17 protein-coding genes are annotated in these 18459 nt (G+C 69.3%); 7 read left to right on the top strand and 10 right to left on the bottom strand.

Annotated features, from left to right (window positions below):
* Positions 1-73: 73 nt before the first annotated feature.
* Both ACWDUD_RS17260 and ACWDUD_RS17255 read left to right on the top strand, forming a co-directional pair.
* Complete coding sequence (locus ACWDUD_RS17260; RefSeq protein ID WP_450110086.1) at positions 74-1717, top strand: alpha/beta hydrolase; 1644 nt, start codon at positions 74-76, stop codon at positions 1715-1717.
* 140 nt (positions 1718-1857) lie between these two features.
* Positions 1858-3153, top strand: coding sequence for a lipase family protein (locus tag ACWDUD_RS17255; RefSeq protein WP_450110085.1), 1296 nt, complete (start codon positions 1858-1860; stop codon positions 3151-3153).
* A gap of 59 nt (positions 3154-3212) precedes the next feature.
* Here ACWDUD_RS17255 and ACWDUD_RS17250 read toward each other — a convergent pair whose 3' ends face one another.
* Positions 3213-5156 (bottom strand): acyl-CoA dehydrogenase family protein, encoded by a 1944-nt coding sequence (locus tag ACWDUD_RS17250; protein WP_248674571.1) that lies wholly within the window; start codon positions 5154-5156, stop codon positions 3213-3215.
* 248 nt (positions 5157-5404) lie between these two features.
* Between ACWDUD_RS17250 and ACWDUD_RS17245 the strand changes: the two genes are divergently transcribed.
* Complete coding sequence (locus ACWDUD_RS17245; RefSeq protein WP_197257138.1) at positions 5405-5560, top strand: hypothetical protein; 156 nt, start codon at positions 5405-5407, stop codon at positions 5558-5560.
* Positions 5561-5585: 25 nt separating this feature from the next.
* Here ACWDUD_RS17245 and ACWDUD_RS17240 read toward each other — a convergent pair whose 3' ends face one another.
* The gene (locus ACWDUD_RS17240; RefSeq protein ID WP_450110084.1) at positions 5586-6032 is read right to left on the bottom strand and encodes a hypothetical protein; all 447 of its coding nucleotides are present in this window, start codon (positions 6030-6032) and stop codon (positions 5586-5588) included.
* 120 nt (positions 6033-6152) lie between these two features.
* On the opposite strand from ACWDUD_RS17240, the gene ACWDUD_RS17235 reads away from it, so the two are divergent.
* On the top strand, positions 6153-6680 hold the full coding sequence (locus ACWDUD_RS17235; RefSeq protein WP_307846616.1) for a peptidylprolyl isomerase: 528 nt from the start codon (positions 6153-6155) through the stop codon (positions 6678-6680).
* Positions 6681-6691: 11 nt separating this feature from the next.
* On the top strand, positions 6692-7618 hold the full coding sequence (locus ACWDUD_RS17230) for a rhomboid family intramembrane serine protease (RefSeq protein WP_450110083.1): 927 nt from the start codon (positions 6692-6694) through the stop codon (positions 7616-7618).
* A 1-nt stretch (position 7619) separates the two neighbouring features.
* Here ACWDUD_RS17230 and ACWDUD_RS17225 read toward each other — a convergent pair whose 3' ends face one another.
* Together ACWDUD_RS17225 and crgA are read right to left on the bottom strand one after the other, a co-directional pair.
* Positions 7620-8063, bottom strand: coding sequence for a PH domain-containing protein (locus tag ACWDUD_RS17225; RefSeq protein WP_450110082.1), 444 nt, complete (start codon positions 8061-8063; stop codon positions 7620-7622).
* Positions 8064-8143: 80 nt separating this feature from the next.
* Entirely contained in the window at positions 8144-8407 is a 264-nt protein-coding gene (gene crgA / locus ACWDUD_RS17220) for a cell division protein CrgA (RefSeq protein WP_197257153.1), read from the bottom strand.
* A 101-nt stretch (positions 8408-8508) separates the two neighbouring features.
* Between crgA and ACWDUD_RS17215 the strand changes: the two genes are divergently transcribed.
* Both ACWDUD_RS17215 and ACWDUD_RS17210 read left to right on the top strand, forming a co-directional pair.
* On the top strand, positions 8509-9234 hold the full coding sequence (locus ACWDUD_RS17215; protein WP_197257155.1) for a DUF881 domain-containing protein: 726 nt from the start codon (positions 8509-8511) through the stop codon (positions 9232-9234).
* Positions 9235-9255: 21 nt separating this feature from the next.
* Positions 9256-9918 carry an aminodeoxychorismate/anthranilate synthase component II gene (locus ACWDUD_RS17210; RefSeq protein ID WP_197257156.1) on the top strand — a complete coding sequence of 221 codons (663 nt, stop codon included), beginning with the start codon at positions 9256-9258 and terminating at the stop codon, positions 9916-9918.
* Positions 9919-10003: 85 nt separating this feature from the next.
* Here ACWDUD_RS17210 and pknB read toward each other — a convergent pair whose 3' ends face one another.
* Genes pknB through ACWDUD_RS17180 form a run of 6 tightly spaced genes read right to left on the bottom strand, consistent with a single transcriptional unit; the run spans position 10004 to position 18355 of the window.
* Positions 10004-11905 carry a Stk1 family PASTA domain-containing Ser/Thr kinase gene (gene pknB / locus ACWDUD_RS17205; protein WP_197257158.1) on the bottom strand — a complete coding sequence of 634 codons (1902 nt, stop codon included), beginning with the start codon at positions 11903-11905 and terminating at the stop codon, positions 10004-10006.
* The gene (locus ACWDUD_RS17200) at positions 11905-13449 is read right to left on the bottom strand and encodes a protein kinase domain-containing protein (protein WP_197257160.1); all 1545 of its coding nucleotides are present in this window, start codon (positions 13447-13449) and stop codon (positions 11905-11907) included. Before ACWDUD_RS17200 ends, pknB begins: the two co-directional genes overlap by 1 nt.
* Position 13450: 1 nt before the next feature.
* Positions 13451-14935 carry a peptidoglycan D,D-transpeptidase FtsI family protein gene (locus ACWDUD_RS17195; protein WP_197257162.1) on the bottom strand — a complete coding sequence of 495 codons (1485 nt, stop codon included), beginning with the start codon at positions 14933-14935 and terminating at the stop codon, positions 13451-13453.
* The gene (locus tag ACWDUD_RS17190; protein ID WP_197257164.1) at positions 14932-16380 is read right to left on the bottom strand and encodes an FtsW/RodA/SpoVE family cell cycle protein; all 1449 of its coding nucleotides are present in this window, start codon (positions 16378-16380) and stop codon (positions 14932-14934) included. The genes ACWDUD_RS17195 and ACWDUD_RS17190 overlap by 4 nt, the downstream gene beginning before the upstream one ends.
* Positions 16380-17897: a protein phosphatase 2C domain-containing protein gene (locus tag ACWDUD_RS17185; RefSeq protein WP_450110081.1), complete on the bottom strand. Its 1518-nt coding sequence runs from the start codon at positions 17895-17897 to the stop codon at positions 16380-16382. Before ACWDUD_RS17185 ends, ACWDUD_RS17190 begins: the two co-directional genes overlap by 1 nt.
* Positions 17894-18355 (bottom strand): FHA domain-containing protein FhaB/FipA, encoded by a 462-nt coding sequence (locus ACWDUD_RS17180; RefSeq protein WP_072809145.1) that lies wholly within the window; start codon positions 18353-18355, stop codon positions 17894-17896. Before ACWDUD_RS17180 ends, ACWDUD_RS17185 begins: the two co-directional genes overlap by 4 nt.
* Positions 18356-18459: the final 104 nt, after the last annotated feature.

Raw genomic sequence — 18459 nt, 5'->3', positions numbered from 1 at the left:
GGCCCATACCGGACAGTAGCCGTGTACGGCGTGTCGATACGTACCGGACGGTTTCGCCCCTACACTCCCGAGGATGAGTGCCCCCACACGCGCCCGGGCCTTCGCGCGCTCGTTCCACCCGGTCGGTCTCGCGTTCGCACTGTTGTTCTTCGTGTGGTCGATGACCCCGTCCCTTCTGCCGCGCACCTGGTACCTGCAGGGAGTCGCGACGGGAATCGGCGTGGCGACCGGGTACGGCGTCGGCTGCCTGATCGCGTGGGCACTGCGGCGCTGCGGTGTGCACCCGGACTGGTCGCCGAAAACGCGCCGCATCGGCTGGTGGGTGCTCGCGGCCGTGGCGGTCGTGGTGGTTCCGACCTTCCTGATTCTCGGTTCGTGGTGGCAGCAGATCGTCCGCGACCTCGTGACCATGGAGCGGGTCGAACGGTCCCTCTACCTGCCGGTTCTGCTGATCGCCCTGGTGGTGGCGTTGCTGCTGCTGGCAATCGGGCGGGGCCTGCGGGCGGGGACGAACAAGCTCGCGCGGTTCGTCGACCGCTACACGCCGGCGCCGGTCGCGCGGGTGACCGCGCTCGTGGTCGTCGTGGCATTGCTCGTCGTGCTCGTCAACGGTGCGCTGTACCGGGGGATTCTCGGCGCTGCGGAGGAGGCGTCCGCGGTCGCGGACACCGGCACCGAGGAGGGTGTGGAGCAGCCGGCCGCGCCGGAACGTTCCGGGTCGCCGGAATCCGCGGAGGCGTGGGACACCCTCGGCCGGGAGGGGCGCACGTTCGTCGCCGGCGGACCGTCGGCCGCGCAGATCGAGGCCGTGACGGGACGGCCCGCCCGGGAACCGATCCGCGTGTACGCGGGCCGGGTCTCGGCGGACACGATCGAGGGCATCGCCGAGCGAGTTGTCGCCGAGCTGAAGCGAACCGGCGGATTCGACCGGAAGGCGCTCGCCGTCGTGACCACGACCGGTCGCGGCTGGGTCAACGGCAGCGTCGCCGACTCCTTCGAGTACCTCAACGGCGGGGATTCGGCGATCGCGGCGATGCAGTACTCGTACCTGCCGAGCCCGCTCGCGTTCATCGCCGACCGCGAGTCGCCGATGGAGGCCGGGCGGGCACTGTTCGAGGCCGTCTACGAGGTGTGGCTGAGTCTTCCGGAGGATGCCCGGCCGAAGCTCGTGGTCTTCGGCGAGAGTCTCGGGTCGTACGGCGGGCAGTCCGCGTTCGCGTCCGGTTCCGACCTGGTCGCGCGGACCGACGGCGCGTTGTTCGTCGGCACCCCCAACTTCTCGCAACCGTGGGGGCGGATCACCGAGCAGCGGGATCCGGGTTCGCCCGAACGTCTGCCGATCGTCGACGAGGGTCGGAACATTCGCTTCGCGTCGAGCCCGGACGACGTGAATCTGCCTGAGCCGTGGGAACTTCCGCGGATCGTGTTCTGGCAGCACGGCAGTGATCCGATCACCTGGTGGTCGTTCGATCTGCTGCTGCACAAGCCCGACTGGCTGCGCGAACCCCTCGGGCCCGATGTGGATCCGGGGATGCGCTGGATGCCGTTCGTGACGTTCTGGCAGGTGACCCTGGACATGGTGTTCTCGGCCGAGGTGCCCGACGGTTACGGGCATTCCTACGGCCCGGAGGCCGCGGATCTGTGGTCGGACATCCTCGACCCCGACGGGTGGACGGAGGCCGACATCGAGGCGGTGCGCGCCGCGCTGAAGGGCTGACCTGCGGATTCGTCGAGCGGTGCGCCGCAGAGGTTGGACCTTACGCATGGGTAAGTTACGTGTTACAGTCCGTACCGCTTGTGCGATGGGGCACACGCATCCCGCTTTCGAATGCAGGACACAGAACATCTGGGGGAAGTATGGCGATCGGCAGGGTCGGACGCTGGTTCTCCGCGGCGGTGACCTCCGCCACGGTGGCGGGGAGCGTGCTCGCGGCTCCCGCAATCGCCAATGCCGAGGGCGATTTCTACCTACCGCCGAGCCCGCTGTCCGCCGGCAACCCGGGCGACGTATTGCGCAGCGAGCCTTCGGATCTCGCGATCCGCGTGCCCACTACGAACGGCGTGTTCCCCGCCCAGGGCACCCGCCTGCTGTACCGCAGCCACGACGCCAACGGGGTTCCCAACGCGGTCGGCGGCACCTACCTCGAGCCGTCCACCCCCTGGTCCGGTCCGGGTGAGCGACCGCTGGTCGTGCTCGCCCCCGGCACCCAGGGCCAGGGCGATCGCTGCGCGCCGTCGAAGGCCCTGAACTACCTGGTGGACTACAACCCGCCGCTGGATCTGTTCACAGAGTACGAACTGATTTCCATCAACGCGATGCTGCTGCAGGGCATCGCCGTGGTCGTCACCGACTACGACGGTCTGGGTACCCCGGGACACCACACCTACGTCAACCGCCTCGCCGAAGGCCACGCGGTACTCGACGCGGCGCGCGCCGCCCAGCAACTGCCGGGCACGTCCATCCCCGACGACGGCCCGGTCGGCATCTTCGGTTACTCGCAGGGTGGCGGTGCCGCCGCGGCGGCCGCCGAACTCGCTCCGAGCTACGCCCCCGAACTCGACCTGCAGGGCGTCTACGCGGGTGCTCCGCCGGCCGATCTCGCCGCAACCCTGGCCCAGATCGACGGCACCGCGCTGACCGGCGTGATCGGCTACACGATCAACGGCCTGCAGGACGCGTACCCGGAGATCTCCGACGAGATCGACGCCGAGATCAACGACTACGGCCGCGAGATGCTGGCCCAGGTCGCGAACGAGTGCGTCCCCGAAACGATCTTCCGCCACGGTTTCCAGCGCACGAGCGACTACACCCGGACCGGTGAACCGCTCTCCGTTGTCCTCGAGCGCCTGCCCAAGGCGCGGGCCATCGTCGACGAGCAGCGCATCGGCCGCCTGAAGCCGCAGGTCCCGGTGCTGCTGCAGCACGGCACCCAGGACGACGCCGTGCCCTTCGGTCAGGGCCGTCAGCTCGCACTGGACTGGTGTGCCCAGGGCGCGACCGTCCAGTTCTCGCAGAACCTGACCCCGCCGATCCTGCCGGGCTTCGTCGTCAACCACCTGTCGCCGATGCTCGTCGGCATGCCCGAGTCGGTCTCGTACCTGCTCGACCGGTTCAACGGCGTGCCGGCACCGTCGAACTGCGGCGGGTTCTGACCTGCTGACGAACGGCCCGCACTCTCTTCGAGTGCGGGCCGTTCGCCGTTGCGGGGGATCTACTGGGTTCGATGCCGCGTCTCGGTGAAGTGGCGTGCCAGGTTCTCCTCGGTCGACGGTCCCGGCGCCCATGCCGCGATCCACGGCCCGGTGCCCTCGCTCGGATCGAGCACGCCGTGCTCGAGCCACGCGTAGCGGCCCTCGAGAATGCTGCTGGTCAGGCGCAGGTCGGCGTCGTCGGTGTTCGTCCACAACTCGTCGAAGAGCTTGTCGACGCGCAGCCGGGCCTGACGGCAGAACACGTCCGCCAGCTCGAAGGCACCCGCCGAATCCGGGTGGCCGTCGGCCCGCTGCCGTTCGGCCCTCACACAGGACGCCGCCATCGCGAACAGTTCGGCGCCGATGTCGACGATCCGGCCGAGGAAGTTCTGCCGCTTCTCGAGACCGGCCTGCCACCGGGCCATTCCGTAGAACGTGGAGCGGGCGAGCTTGCGGGAGTTGCGCTCGATGTACCGCAGATGGGGCGCGAGCTGCCCGAACTCGGAGAACGAGGTGGGCAACTGGCCCTTGCCCGTGACGAGCTTGGGCAGCCACTTCGCGTAGAAGCCGCTGGCCTTCGCCGCGGCCTTGGCCTTCTCCTCGAGATTCGCCTTCGGGTCGGCGAGCTCGCCCGCCGCCTTCAGGTGCGCGTCCACGGCCTCGCGGGCGATGAGCAGCCGCATGATCTCGCTGGAGCCTTCGAAGATCCGGTTGATGCGCAGGTCCCGAATCAGCTGCTCCGCCGGGACCGCCCGTTCACCCCGTGCTGCCAGCGACGCGGCCGTCTCGTAGCCGCGACCACCGCGGATCTGGACGAGTTCGTCGGCGATCCGGCAGGCGATCTCGCTGGACCACAGCTTCGCCAGAGCCGCCTCGATCCGGATGTCGTTGCGGTTCTCGTCGCACATCTGCCCGGACAGCTCGACCATGGACTCGAGCGCGTAGGTGGAGGCGGCGATGTAGGAGATCTTCGCGGCGACCGCGGCGTGATCGCCGACCGGCCGGCCCCACTGCACCCGGGTCGCGGACCATTCGCGGGCGATCTTCAGCGACCACTTGCCGGCCCCCGCGCACATCGCGGGGATCGCGAGGCGTCCCGCGTTCAGCGTGGTCAGGGCGATCTTCAGCCCGTCGCCTTCGCGGCCGATCAGGTTCTCCTTCGGAACCCGCACCCGGTGCATGCGGGTCACCCCGTTCTCGATACCCCGCAGACCCATGAACGAGTTACGGCGTTCGACGGTGATGCCCGGCGAGTCCGCTTCGACGACGAACGCGGAGATGCCGCCGCGGTGACCCTCGCTGCGCGGCACCCGGGCCATCACGACGAGCAGTTCGGCGACGACGCCGTTGGTGGTCCACAGTTTCACGCCGTCGAGTTCGTACGCAGAGCCGTCCTCGACCGGGGTCGCGGTCGACGCGAGCCGGGCGGGGTCCGAGCCCACGTCCGGTTCGGTGAGCAGGAACGCCGAGATCGCGCCGCGCGCGCAGCGCGGCAGGAACGCCTGCTTCTGTTCGGGGGTACCGGCCAGTTTCAGCGGTTCCGGAACGCCGATCGACTGGTGCGCCGACAGCAGCGCCCCGAGGCTGGGGTGCACGGACGCGATCAGCATCAGGGCACGGTTGTAGGCCACCTGCGACAGTCCGAGCCCGCCGTACTCCGGCGAGATCTTCATGCCGAAGCAGCCCAGTTCGGTCAGCCCGGCGACGTACTCGTCGGGGATTCGCGCATCGCGTTCGATGCGGGCACCGTCCATCTCGAGGCAGAACCGGCGCAGTTTCGCCAGGAATTCCTCGGTGCGGGCGTCCTCGTCGGGTGTGGGACGGGGAAACGGGTGGACGAGGTCGAGGGTGAGTCGGCCGAGGAACAGTTCCTTGGCGAACGAGGGTTTCTCCCACCCGGATTCGCGGGCCTCCTCGGCCACCGCCCGGGCTTGTTCTTCACTGATCTGAATGGGTTCTGACATCGCGGGCCTCCACGATCGGGTTGCTACTGGCCAGTATCCACGCCCATGTGAGGTAAAACACACGATCCGGAATATCGGTACCGACCGGTAACCTGAGGTCGTTGTGGCATGTGAACGGAATCACGTCCACTGAGTGGATGTGAGCCTGCCGGGCGGCCGGTGGGTCCGTACTCTTGATCATGTCGACGTTGACACCCCCGACCGTCCCCCTTCCCCCGGTGATCCCGGGTCGCCGACGGAGTCGTCACATGGAAATCCTTGCCGCAGTACCGATCCTGTTCGTGCTCCTCGCAGTGGTCTACGCCCTGTCCTGCTACATCGTCGACCGTCAGATCCGCGTCGCCGCCCGCGAGATCGACCGGCAGGCAGCAAACGACGACCCGGCCACCTGTACCACCGGGTGACCGGGCCGTCGTTCCGAACTCGAAATCAGTCGGTGCCCTCCGACACCGTGCCCTCGGACACCGGCCGAGCCTGATCGACGCGCGGCGGCTCCGGCGCCACCGGCGGATGCTCGTAACGCCGCGCCCGGAAGAACACGACACCGCCGGCCACGACCGCACCGACGGCGCCGGCCACGACCAAAGCCTTGCGACCGCGGCCGGTGCGGGTGCCGTCGGTCGACGCCAACGCCACCACCCCGGCAGGAGAAGTACGACGCGTGCGACTCAGCACCGTCTTCGCAAGGTCCGCCGACCTGCGGGCCACGAGCCTTCCCGCACTCAGGGAACCGTACGCGAGCGCGAGCGCACCCTGACTCACCACCTGTAGTGCACCACCGAGGCTGGTCGATTCCTTCAGCGGATTCACGAGCAGCGGACGTGCGAGCGCGGTGTGGGATCCACCATGGCTTCCGGACTCTTTCGAACGCGTCATCGTTCCACTGTGACACAAGGTGCGACACAAGTTGCGACGGCACAACGTGGCCCGGCACGGGCGCGGCGCGCACTTCGGGCACTCCTCCCGCGCGAGATGTCCGGATGGCACGATGGAGAGGTGACTTCACCTCTTCAGACCGCCACCGCCACGCTGCACACCAACCGCGGCGACATCGTGATCTCGCTGTTCGGCAATCACGCTCCCAAGACCGTCGAGAACTTCGTCGGCCTGGCGCAGGGCACCAAGGAATACAAGACGCAGAACGCCAAGGGCGAGACCAGCGGTCCGTTCTACGACGGCGCGGTCTTCCACCGTGTCATCGACGGCTTCATGATCCAGGGCGGCGACCCGACCGGTACCGGCCGCGGCGGCCCGGGTTACCAGTTCGGCGACGAGTTCCACCCCGAGCTGCAGTTCGACCGTCCGTACCTGCTCGCCATGGCGAACGCCGGTCCGGGCACCAACGGCTCGCAGTTCTTCATCACCGTCGACCGCACGCCGCACCTCAACCGTCGCCACACCATCTTCGGTGAGGTCGTCGACGAGGCCTCGCGCAAGGTCGTCGACGCGATTGCGACGACCGCGACCGACCGGGCCGACCGCCCGCTCGACGCCGTCGTCATCGAAAGCATCACCATCGCCTGAGAAGGAACTCCATGACGAACCCCGGCTGGGGCCCGGCGGCCGAAGGGGGCGGCCGGACGCCCCAGCCGCGGTGCGTTCGCCATCCCGACCGTCCGACCCTGCTCTCCTGCACCCGCTGCGGCAGGCCTGCCTGCCCCGACTGCCTGCGCGCCGCGTCGGTCGGACAACAGTGTGTGGACTGCGTCGCCGCAGCCCGTAGCGCCACCCCGCAGGCCCGCACCGTCGCCGGTGCCCCCGTGCGCAACGCGCATCCGACGCCGCTGGTCACCTACATCCTCATCGGACTGAACGTCCTGGTCTTCGCGATCACGGCCGCGCAGTCGTCGAGCGTGATGAACAACCAGCTGCGGTCCGGCCTGTTCCGCGACCTCGCGTTGTGGCCGCCGATGATCGCGGGCAACGACGAATACCTGCGCCTGCTCGGCAGCGGTTTCCTGCACTTCGGCCCGATCCACCTCGCGGTCAACATGTTCGCCCTGTGGGTGATCGGCCGCGACACCGAGATCGTGCTCGGTCGCTCCCGCTACCTCGCCGTGTACCTGCTGTCGTTGCTCGGCGGCTCCGCGGCGGTCGTGCTGATGCAGACCGATGCGGTCACCGCCGGCGCGTCCGGCGCCGTGTTCGGGCTCATGGGCGCGCAGGCCGTCATCCTGCTGCGGTTGCGGCGCAGCCCCGCGCCGGTGCTCACCGTCGTCGCCCTCAACGTGTTCATCAGCATCACCATCCCCGGCATCTCCCTGTGGGGACATCTCGGCGGCCTGGTGATCGGTGCCGCGGCGACCGCGGCGTTCCTCTACGGTCCGCAGGCTCTCGGCGCCGGAACCGACCGTGATCGCGTCGTCCGTACCGGCTGGATCGCGCTCGTCGCGGTCGCCGTCGCGGTCGTGCTGGTCATCGTGCTCGGGGTGCTGCGGCTGCGGTCTCAGCTGGGGCTGTGATTCAGCTCGGGCTCTGATCGGGCGCCAGGTCGCGCAGCACGAGCGCGTCGTACACGTCCCGCGGGTCGGCTCCGAGATCCCAGCGGCCGAAGATCATGAGGCGTTCGGTGCCGTCGGGATCGCGGGCGTCGATCTCGAGCATCGGCACCCGCCGGCCGAACCGCGGATACTCGACGATCCGCACCCGGGTCAGCGTCTCGCGGGGAAACACGCGGCGTCCGGTCAACCGGGTGCAGGCCAGCCCGGAACCGTCCTCGGTCACCGCGAGCCGCGGCCGCTGCCGGACGGCGAGCGCGGCGGTCGCCAGGACGAGCAGCGCGGCCGCCCCCGCGAGGAAACGCCCCGCCGGGTCCGCGGTGAACACCGCGGCCGACGCGAGCACCCCGCCGCCGACGACGAGTGCGGCGACCGCGACGGGCGGTGTCGACCACTGCGGATCGCTCACCGCCGGGTCCCCGTATGTACGGATGCACTGCTAGTGCACAGGTTTCTCCACAGCTGGGGATGAATCACAATTGTGTAATCTCAGCGCCACTTCATGGTCATGATCAGCCCAACGACCATGAGACCGAATCCGATGAGGAAGTTGTACGCGCCCAGATCGTTCATCCACGAGATCTGTTCGGCGGCCAGGTAGTAGACCACCAGCCACAGCAGGCCCAGGATCATCAGCCCCAGCATCACCGCGACGTACACGGTGCTGGACGGCCCGGCCTTGACCTTGACGGGAGTGCGGCTCACCGACTTGAGCGGCTGATCGCTCTTCTTCCGGACCTTCGACTTGGGCATGATGTCCTCGCTCGTGCGGAACCGCCCGCGTGGCGGGCAGAGTAGGTTGGGCAGCTACGTTTCCAGTACACGCTAACGCAGACCGGCGAGGGGAGGCTCGGGTGCCCGACGGGCGGATACGCACGCTGGCCTGGGGTTCCGCGGTCCTGGCCGTGTCCCTGGTCGCCGGATTGCTGCTCGGTACCACTCGCGGCGTCTCCGACGGCGACGAACTGCGCGCCTCCGACTCCACCCGCCTGTCCGATCTCGTCCGGGCCGCGCAGTTGCAGGTCGACGAGCTCGGCGAACTGCGTGACGATCTCACCGACCGCGTCGCCGCCCTGCAGAACCAGGCCGCGGCCACCGACGGCGACGTCGCGGAGGTGCTGTCCGAGGCGGACGCCCTCGCGGATCCGGCGGGACTGACCGCCCGCCGGGGGCCGGGAATCACCGTCACCCTCACCGACGCACCGCGCGGACCCGACGGCCGCTATCCGACCGACGCCGCACCCGACGACCTGGTGGTCCACCAGCAGGACGTGCAGAGTGTGCTCAACGCCCTGTGGGCGGGCGGTGCCGAGGCGATCGCGATGCAGGACCAGCGGATCGTCGCGACGTCGGCGCCGCGCTGCATCGGCAACACGCTGCTGCTGCACGGTCGCACCTATTCCCCGCCGTACGTGATCACCGCGCTCGGCGACCGCGCGCGGCTCGAGGCAGCACTCGCCGCGGAACCGGGCATCAACGTGTACAAGCAGTACGCGGCGCGGTTCGGGCTGGGGTACACGCAGCAGGCGTCGGACGATCTGACCGTCCCTGCCTACACCGGCAGCGCGACCGTTCGCTGACCGGTCGGTACGCTTCCTCCCATGCGCATTCTCGTGGTCGACAACTACGACAGCTTCGTGTTCAACCTGGTCCAGTATCTGGGGCAGCTCGGGACGCGAGCGGACGTCTGGCGCAACGACGACGAACGCCTCACCGCGCCCGGCGCCCTCACGGCCGCCGCGAAGGACTACGACGGCATCCTGCTGAGCCCCGGCCCGGGCACCCCGGAACGGGCGGGAGCGAGCATCGACCTCGTGAAGGCGTGCGCGGACACCGAAACGCCGCTGCTCGGGGTGTGCCTGGGGCACCAGTCCATCGGGGTCGCGTTCGGCGCGACCGTCGACCGGGCCCCCGAACTGCTGCACGGCAAGACCAGCCTGGTGCACCACAACGGCACCGGGGTCCTCGCGGGCCTGCCCGATCCGTTCACCGCGACCCGCTACCACTCGCTGACGGTGCTGCCGGAGACGATGCCGGCCGAGCTGGAACCGACCGGACACACCGAATCCGGTGTGGTGATGGCGTTGCGGCACACCCGGCTGCCGATCCACGGTGTCCAGTTCCACCCGGAGTCGGTGCTCACGCAGGGCGGTCACCGGATGCTCGCCAACTGGCTGGCGGTGTGCGGACAGGCCCCGGAAGAGGAGCTCGTCGCGCAGCTCGAAGCCGAGATGGCCCGTGCTCTCGACGGTGGAGCGGCCTGACCGGACGGAACCGTTCCGGAACGAACGAAGGGGCTCGGGCATCACGCCCGAGCCCCTGCTCGTTCAATGCTGCTACCGGACAGCGTTACCGGATTCCCAGGGCCCCGACCCCGACCGTGATGGTCTCGGTCTTGGAGATCTCCGAGCCCGGAGGCTGCTGCTGGGTGATGACCATGCCGACCAGTTCCGGGGCGAGCGTCGCCTCACGGGTCTGCTGCAGCTGTGAGGCCGATCCCGTCCAGCCCGCGGCCCGCAGCGCGGCCAGCGCCTCGGACACCGACCGGTTCGTGATCACCGGCATTTCGACGCGGTCGCCGTTGGACACCTGGATCGTGACGGTCTGGCCCTTCGTGGCGCTGGCGCCGCCCGCCGGACTGGTCGAGACGACGGTGCCCTCGGCCTGACCGGATTCGACCTGCTCCACCACGACGGTGAAGCCTGCGCTCTCGATGTTCTCCCGCGCGACGTCCAGGGTCTGGCCGGCCACGTTCGGTACCCGGACCTGCTCCGGGCCGGAACCCAGGGTGATGGTGACGGCGCTGTCGCGGTCGACGCTGCTGCCGGACGACGGCTCCTGCTTGACGATCGTGTCGACCTGCGCCTCCGTGGAGGGTGCCTTCAGCACGTTCGTGTCGAGCCGGAGCCCGACGTCGGCGAGTGCCTCCGCGGCCTCCTGCCGGCTCATCCCGCTCAGCCTCGGGACCTCGACCTGCTCGGGCCCGCTGGACACCTCCAGCGTCACCGTCGAGTTCTCCTCGACCTGCGAGCCGGCGACCGGGCGGGTGTTGATGACGTTGCCGGTCGCGACCACCGCGTCCGGTTTCGGCTGTACGGCCACGCGGAAACCCGCGTCCTGGAGCTGGGCCTCGGCGACCTGCTGCGCGAGATTTCGCACGTCGGGCACCGCAACCTGAGCCGCGGACGATCCGGGCCCCAGCGACCACAGGAACACCCCGACGATGCCGACGACGACCGCCGCGGCCACACCCAGCAGGATGCGTTTGGCGACCGCGCCGCCGCCACCGGAACCACCCGACGAAGCCGCCCCGGCCGGTGCCGCGCTGTCCCGGTAGTTCGAGCCGGTGTCGACGGCACCGAGGAAGGTGGTGCGTTCGTCGTCGGTCATCACCATCGGTGCGCTGGGCCGCTGCCCGCTGAGCACCCGGATCAGGTCGCTGCGCATCTCGGCGGCGCTCTGGTACCGGTTGGCGGGGTTCTTCGCCATGGCCTTCAGGATCACCGAATCCAGTTCCGGCGGCACCGCGGCATTCACCGACGACGGCAGCGGCGGATCCTCCCGCACGTGCTGGTAGGCCACCGCGACCGGCGAATCACCCTTGAAGGGAGGTTCGCCGGTGAGAATCTCGAAGAGCACGCAGCCCACCGAGTAGACGTCGGAGCGGGCGTCGACCTGCTCGCCCCGCGCCTGTTCCGGCGACAGGTACTGGGCGGTGCCGATCACCGCGGCCGTCTGCGTCATCGGGCTCGCCGCGTCCGAGATGGCGCGGGCGATGCCGAAGTCCATGACCTTCACGGCGCCGGCCTTGTTGATCATGACGTTCGCGGGCTTGACGTCGCGGTGCACGATCATGTTGCGGTGGCTGAAGTCCAGGGCCGCGCAGACATCGGCGATGATCTCCATCGCCCGCTTCGGCGCCATCGGACCCGTGCCCCGCACGATGTCGCGCAGCGTCTCGCCCTCGACGAACTCCATGACGATGTACGGCAGCGGGCCGGTCTCGGTCTCGGCCTCACCGGTGTCGTAGACGGCGACGATCGCCGGGTGGTTCAGGGCCGCCGCGTTCTGCGCTTCCCGGCGGAACCGCAGGTAGAACGTGGGGTCGCGGGCGAGGTCGGCGCGCAGGACCTTGATCGCCACGTCGCGACCGAGCCGGAGATCGCGAGCCAGGTGAACCTCGGACATACCACCGAAGCCGAGGATCTCACCCAGCTCGTAGCGGGAGGAGAGCTTGCGCGGTGTGGTCATCACGTTCCTGTTTCCGGCTCGGTGTTCGAATTCGTATTGTCGTTGGCCCCGGGTTCGACTTCCCCGCCACCGTTCTCACCCCCGGTACCGCCACCGCCGGCCGGTGCGGTCGTGGTGGTGGTCGTGGTCGTCGTGGCGGTGGTGGTCGTGGTCGTTGTCGTCGTCGGTTCCGGAGTCGTGGTGGTCGGTTCCGGAGTCGTGGTGATCGGCGGGGTCGTGGTCGGCGGCGGCGGTGTGGTGGTCGGCGGGATCGTCGTCACCGGTGGTGGCACCGGGATCGTCGGCTCCTCGGTCGTCGTGGTCACCGGTGGCCGCGTCGTGGTGGTCGTCGGCCGGGGCGTCGTGGTGATCTGCGTCGTCGGCGACGGACCGGGCACCGGTTCGTCCGAGCCGGCCCGGTCGAACAGCACGACGCCGAGCGCGATCGCTGCGAGCACGAGCGCGATACCCGCGGCCCACAGCAGCGCCTTCGAGGAGCGGCCGTTCCCGGAATCGCCGATCGGGGGCTGCGTGCCCGTCGCATAGTTCGGTCCCGTGTACGGGGTCTGCGGCGGCGGGGTCGCCCCCGAATACACGTCGCCGGTGTAGGCCTGCGGCGGCGTCGTCATGGCCCGGGTGGACGCGGTGGGCGGCGCCGTGCCCGGCACCCCGGGCGGCAGCACGCGGTTGGCGTTGGTGATCGGCGGTACGTTGCCGGGCGGTGGCACGGGACGCCCCGCGCGGACCGCCGCGATCGCGTCGGCGAACTCGCCGCCGCTGGAATAGCGGTGCGCAGGGTCCTTCGCCATGCCGATCTCGATGACCTCGCGCACGCCGGCCGGCAGATCCGTAGGCAGCGGCGCGGGCACCTCCTGCACGTGCTTCATCGCGACGGTGACGACGCTGTCGCCGAGGAACGGCCGCCGGCCCGACAGGGCCTCGTAGCCGACGACGGCCAGCGAATACACGTCGCTCGCGGAGGTCGCCTCCTGACCGAGAGCCTGCTCCGGCGAAATGTACTGGGCGGTGCCCATCACCATGCCGGTACGCGTCACCGGGGACGCGTCGACGGCCTTCGCGATACCGAAGTCGGTGATCTTGACCTGGCCGGTCGGCGTGATGAGGATGTTGCCCGGCTTCACGTCGCGGTGCACGACACCGCCGTTGTGCGCGGCCTGCAGCGCGCGGCCGGTCTGCTCGAGCATGTCGAGGCTGTGCCCCAGCGACAGGCGGCCGACGCGCGCGAGCACCGCGTTGAGCGGTTCCCCGTGCACCAGCTCCATCACCAGGTAGGCGATCGACTGGCCTTCGGCGTCGCGGATCTCGCCGTAGTCGAACACCCCGGCGATACCGGGATGGTTGAGCTGGGCGGTGGTGCGGGCCTCGAACCGGAAGCGGGTCAGGAAGTCGGGGTCGTCCGACAGTTCCGCCTTGAGGATCTTCACCGCGACCCGGCGGTCGAGCCGCGTGTCGAGTCCTTCCCACACCTGGCCCATGCCGCCGGTCGCGATGAGCCGTTGCAGTCGGTAGCGGTCGGCGATCATGGCGCCGCTGTTCACAGCCATGTCAGCCTCCCTGCAATCCGGCCGAGATGACGGCCCGTCCGATGGGCGCGGCCACGGAGCCGCCGGTGGCCGCGAGCGCCCGGTCGCCGCCGTCCTCCACGATCACCGCTACCGCAACCGTGGGCTGCTGCGCGGGCGCAAAGGCGATATACCACGTGTGCGGCGGAGTGTTACGGGGGTCGCTGCCGTGCTCGGCCGTGCCGGTCTTGGACGCGATCTGGACGCCGGGGATCTTGCCCGCGCCGCCCGCGAAGTTCTCGGCGCCGATCATCAGGTCCGTGAGGGTCGCGGCGACCTCCGGGGCGATCGCCTGGCCGGCCGACTCCGGCACCGTTTCGGCGAGAACCGACAGGTCAGGGGACTGCAACTGCTCCACCAGGTACGGCTTCATGCGCACCCCACCGTTCGCGACGGTCGCGGCGATCACCGCGTTCTCCAGCGGAGTCAGGGCCACGTCGCGCTGCCCGATGCTGGACTGTCCGAGTGCCGCACCGTCCGGAATCGGACCGATTGTGCTTTCTGCCACAGACAGCGGAATCGACATGTCCTCGCCGATTCCGAGCGCCTCGGCCTGCGCCGCGAGAGCCTCCCTGCCGGTGTTGATTCCCATCTCGACGAACGCGGTGTTGCACGAGCGGGCGAACGCCTCGCGCAGCGTCGCGGTCGGTTCGGAACCGCACGTCGAACCGGCGTAGTTCTCGAGTGTCGTTGTCGTGTCCGGAAGCGTGATGTTCGGGGCGGCGGTGAACCGGTCCTCCGGGCTCACCCCGTTCGCGAGGGCAGCGGCGGTGACCACGACCTTGAACGTCGAACCCGGCGGGTAGGTCTGCGACACCGCGCGGTTGAGCATCGGCTTGTCCGGGTCGGCGTTGAGTTCGTCCCAGGCGGCGCTGGTGGCGGCCCCGTCGTGCCCGGACAGCCGGTTCGGGTCGTAACTCGGTGTGCTCACCATCGCCAGAATCTTGCCGGTACTCGGTTCGATCGCGACGACCGCACCCGTGTAACCCTTGGCGGTCAGTTCGTCGTAGGCGACCTGCTGCATCATCGGGTCGATGGTGCTGACGACGTTCCCGCCGCGCGGGTCGCGTCCCGACACCAGGTCGAAGAAGCGGCGCCCGAACAGCCGGCTGTCCGACCCGTTGAGGACGGCGTCCTCGGACCGTTCCAGGCCGGTGCTGCCGTACTGCATCGAGTAGAAGCCGGTGACCGGTGCGTACGCGAGCGGGCTCATCGGCTGCTCCGGGGTGGCCGGATAGGTGCGCAGGTACTTGTAGCGGCTGTCGGTGGGCACCGATACCGCCAGCACCTGCCCGCTCGCGGAGATCTGGCCGCGCTGGCGGGAGTACTCGTCGATCAGCACCCGCGAGTTCCGCGGATCGGTGCGCAGATCGTCGGCCTTGATCACCTGCACGTACGTGGCGTTGGCGAGGAGAGCGGCGACCAGGAACATCACGGCCATCGCGACCTTGCGGAGAGGACCGTTCATTCGCGCCCCATCATCTCCGTCTGCGCGTCCGCGATCGGGGGCGCAGGCTTCTTGCGGGGGAGGACGGGTTCGCGGGCCGAGTGCGAGATCTTCATCAACAACGCCAGCAGTAGATAGTTCGCGAGCAGCGACGATCCGCCGTAGGAGACGAACGGGGTGGTCAGGCCCGTCAGCGGAATCAGCTTGGTGACACCGCCGACGACCACGAAGAGCTGGATCGCGAGGGTGAACGACAAGCCTGCGGCGAGCAGTTTACCGAAGCTGTCGCGCACCGCCAGCGCAGTGCGCAGCCCCCGCACGATCAGGACGAGGAACAGCAGCAGGATCGCGGCCAGGCCGATGAGGCCCAGTTCCTCACCGATCGCCGCGACGATGAAGTCGGTCTTCGCGAACGGCACCTGAGCGGGCCGGCCGCTGCCCAGGCCGGTGCCGCCGACACCGCCGGTCGCCATGCCGAACAGCGACTGCGAGATCTGGTAGCCGGTGTTCGCGTAGTCGGCGAACGGGTCGAGCCAGGTCTGCACCCGCACCCGCACGTGCCCGAACATCTGGTAGGCGAAGAAGAAGCCGACGGCGAGCAGACCGAAGCCGATGAGCAGCCAGCCCACCCGTTCGGTGGCGATGTAGAGCATCACCAGCACCGTCGTGAAGAGCAGCAGCGAGGTGCCCAGATCCTTCTCGAACACCATGACGCCGATCGACAGGATCCACGCGGCGAGGATCGGGCCGAGGTCGCGGGCGCGCGGGAAATCCATGCCGAGGAAGTGCTTGCCGGCGGTCGTGAACAGGTCACGTTTCGCGACGAGCACCGACGCGAAGAAGATGATCAGCAGGATCTTCGAGAACTCGCCGGGCTGGATGCTGAAACCGGGCAGCCGGATCCAGATCTTCGCGCCGTTGACCTCGGACAGGCTCGACGGCAGCAGCGCCGGGATGGCCAGCGCGACCAGGCCGATCAGGCCGAGGGTGTAGCTGTAGCGGGCGAGCAGCCGGTAGTCGTGCAGCAGCACCAGCACCGCGACGAACCCGGCGATGGCCAGCGCGGTCCACAGGACCTGCTGGTTCGCGTCGGGCGACGGGATGGGATTGCCCATGAACCGGGCGTTCTCCGCGTCGGCGAGGTCCAGGCGGTGGATCAGGACCAGGCCGAGTCCGTTGAGCAGCGCCACGATCGGCAGCAGCAGCGGGTCGGCGTACGTCGCGAATCGACGCACCGCCAGATGCGCGACGAGGAACAGCGCGGCGTACGTCAGCCCGTACTTGGCGAGGTCCCAGGTGAGAGCCTGTTCCTGGCTGGCCTCGACGAGCATCAGCGACACCAGCGTGATGCCGATCGCGGCGAGAATCAGCAGGAGTTCGGTGTTGCGGCGGGTGGACTGCAGTGGCGCAGGGGCAAATCCACCCGGTGGGCTCGGGAAAGCCCCCGCGACGTGAGACACCGACATCAGGCTCCCACCCTGCAGTTCTGGCCCGGTACCTGCGGTACGGCCGGGGTCGGGGAGGGTGTCTGCTCCGGAGCGGGCGGGGCGGCGGTGACGGGTGTCTGGCCCGGCGCCGGAACTACCGGTGCGGGCGCTGCGGCCTCGGCAGGGGGCGGGGCAACGGGGGTCGTCGGGGTGTCCGGCGCGGGTGCCGGGGCAGCCGTGCCGTCCGGAGCCGGCGCCGCAGAGGCGGGCGCGGGAACCGGTGCCGGTGCCGGCTTCTCCTCGATGCACACCGGAAGCAGATCACCGTCGACGAGCCGGCCCATCTGCGCTTTCGCGTCGTCCAGGTTGCCGGAGGGGAGACCGGCCCGCACCTGCTCGCGCGCGGCGGGCTGCAGATCGTCGACGACCATGACCCGGCAGTTGGCGTGGTCGGGTTCCATCAGCGTCAGCATGCCCTCGTCGGTGACGCATCCCACGAGCGCCTGTTCCTGCAACGAGTAGCCGAGCACGTTGCCGGGCACGCCCCGCAGCACGGTGACCCGGCCGTCGTCGGCGCCGACGTAGTAGTAGTTGCGGATCATCGTGCGACCCACGACCAGGCCGGCCGCGAGCAGCGCCAGTACGACGATCGCCCCGATGATCCACCACAGGCGGCTGCGCTTGCGCTTCGGTTCGGGTTCGGGCGCGCTGATCACCCGCTTCGGGGTGGCACGCGGCGGGCGCATCGCCGCGGCGCGACCGGCTGCGGTGTTCGGCGGGGGAGTGTCCTCGTCCTCACCGGACGCTGCGCCTGCGACGATCGGATGACTCTGCCCGTAGTCCAGGTCGATGACGTCGGCGACGACGACGGTGACGTTGTCCGGGCCGCCGCTGCGCAACGCCAGTTCGATGAGGCGGTCGGCGCACTCGTCGTGGGTGCCCTCGCGCATCGTGTTGGCGATCGTCTCGTCGCTGACCACGTCGGACAGACCGTCCGAGCACACCAGGTAACGGTCGCCGACGCGCACCTCGCGCACCGTGAGGGTCGGCTCGACCTCACTGCCGGTCAGCGCCCGCATGATCAGCGACCGCTGCGGATGCGAATGCGCCTGCTCGGCGGTGATGCGACCCTCGTCGACGAGGGACTGCACGAAGGTGTCGTCGCGGGTGATCTGGGTCAGCTGGTCGTCGCGCAGCAGGTAGGCGCGCGAATCGCCGATGTGGGCCAGGCCCAGCTTGCTGCCGGCGAACAGGATCGCGGTGAGCGTGGTGCCCATGCCGTCGAGTTCGGGTTCCTCCTCGACCTGATCGGCGATGGAGGCGTTGCCTTCGCGGACCGCGGCGGCGAGCTTGCCGAGCAGGTCCTCGCCCGGCTCGTCGTCGTCGAGGTGGGCGAGCGCCGCGATCATCAGTTGTGAGGCGACCTCACCGGCGGCGTGGCCGCCCATGCCGTCGGCGAGCGCGAGCAGACGTGCCCCGGCGTACACGGAGTCTTCGTTGTTGGAGCGGACCAAACCCCGGTCGCTGCGGGCGGCGTATCGCAATACAAGGGTCACGGGCGGAGCTCGATCACGGTCTTCCCGACCCGGACCGGGGTGCCGAGGGGTACGCGGACAGCGGTGGTGACTTTCGCACGATCGAGATAGGTCCCGTTGGTGGAACCCAGGTCCTCGACGTACCAGTCGGAGCCACGTGGCGAGAGCCGGGCGTGGCGGGTGGAGGCGTAGTCGTCGGTGAGCACGAGCGTCGAATCGTCGGCACGTCCGATCAGCACCGGCTGGGTGCCCAGCGAGATGCGGGTGCCGGCGAGCGCACCCTGTGTCACCACCAGGTACTTCGCCGTCTTGTTGCGACTCAGCGACGGCAGCACCGACTGCTTGCCCGAATAGCGAGGCAGCGGCCGGGCGGCGCCGGCGTAGATGTCCGAGCGCAGTGTGCGCAGAACAGCCCAGATGAACAGCCACAGCAGGAGGAGGAAACCCGCCCGGGTCAGCTGCAGAATCAGCCCCTGCACGGCTCATCCTCCTTCGGCATGATCGACCGGCGCACTCGCATCCGGTGTGCTGAGGTCACCCACAATACGGACTGTGTACGACTCGACGCATCGTCCGACGCGTC

This window comes from Rhodococcus sp. NPDC003382, assembly GCF_053589135.1.
This window is presented reverse-complemented; position numbering and strand designations above follow the sequence as displayed.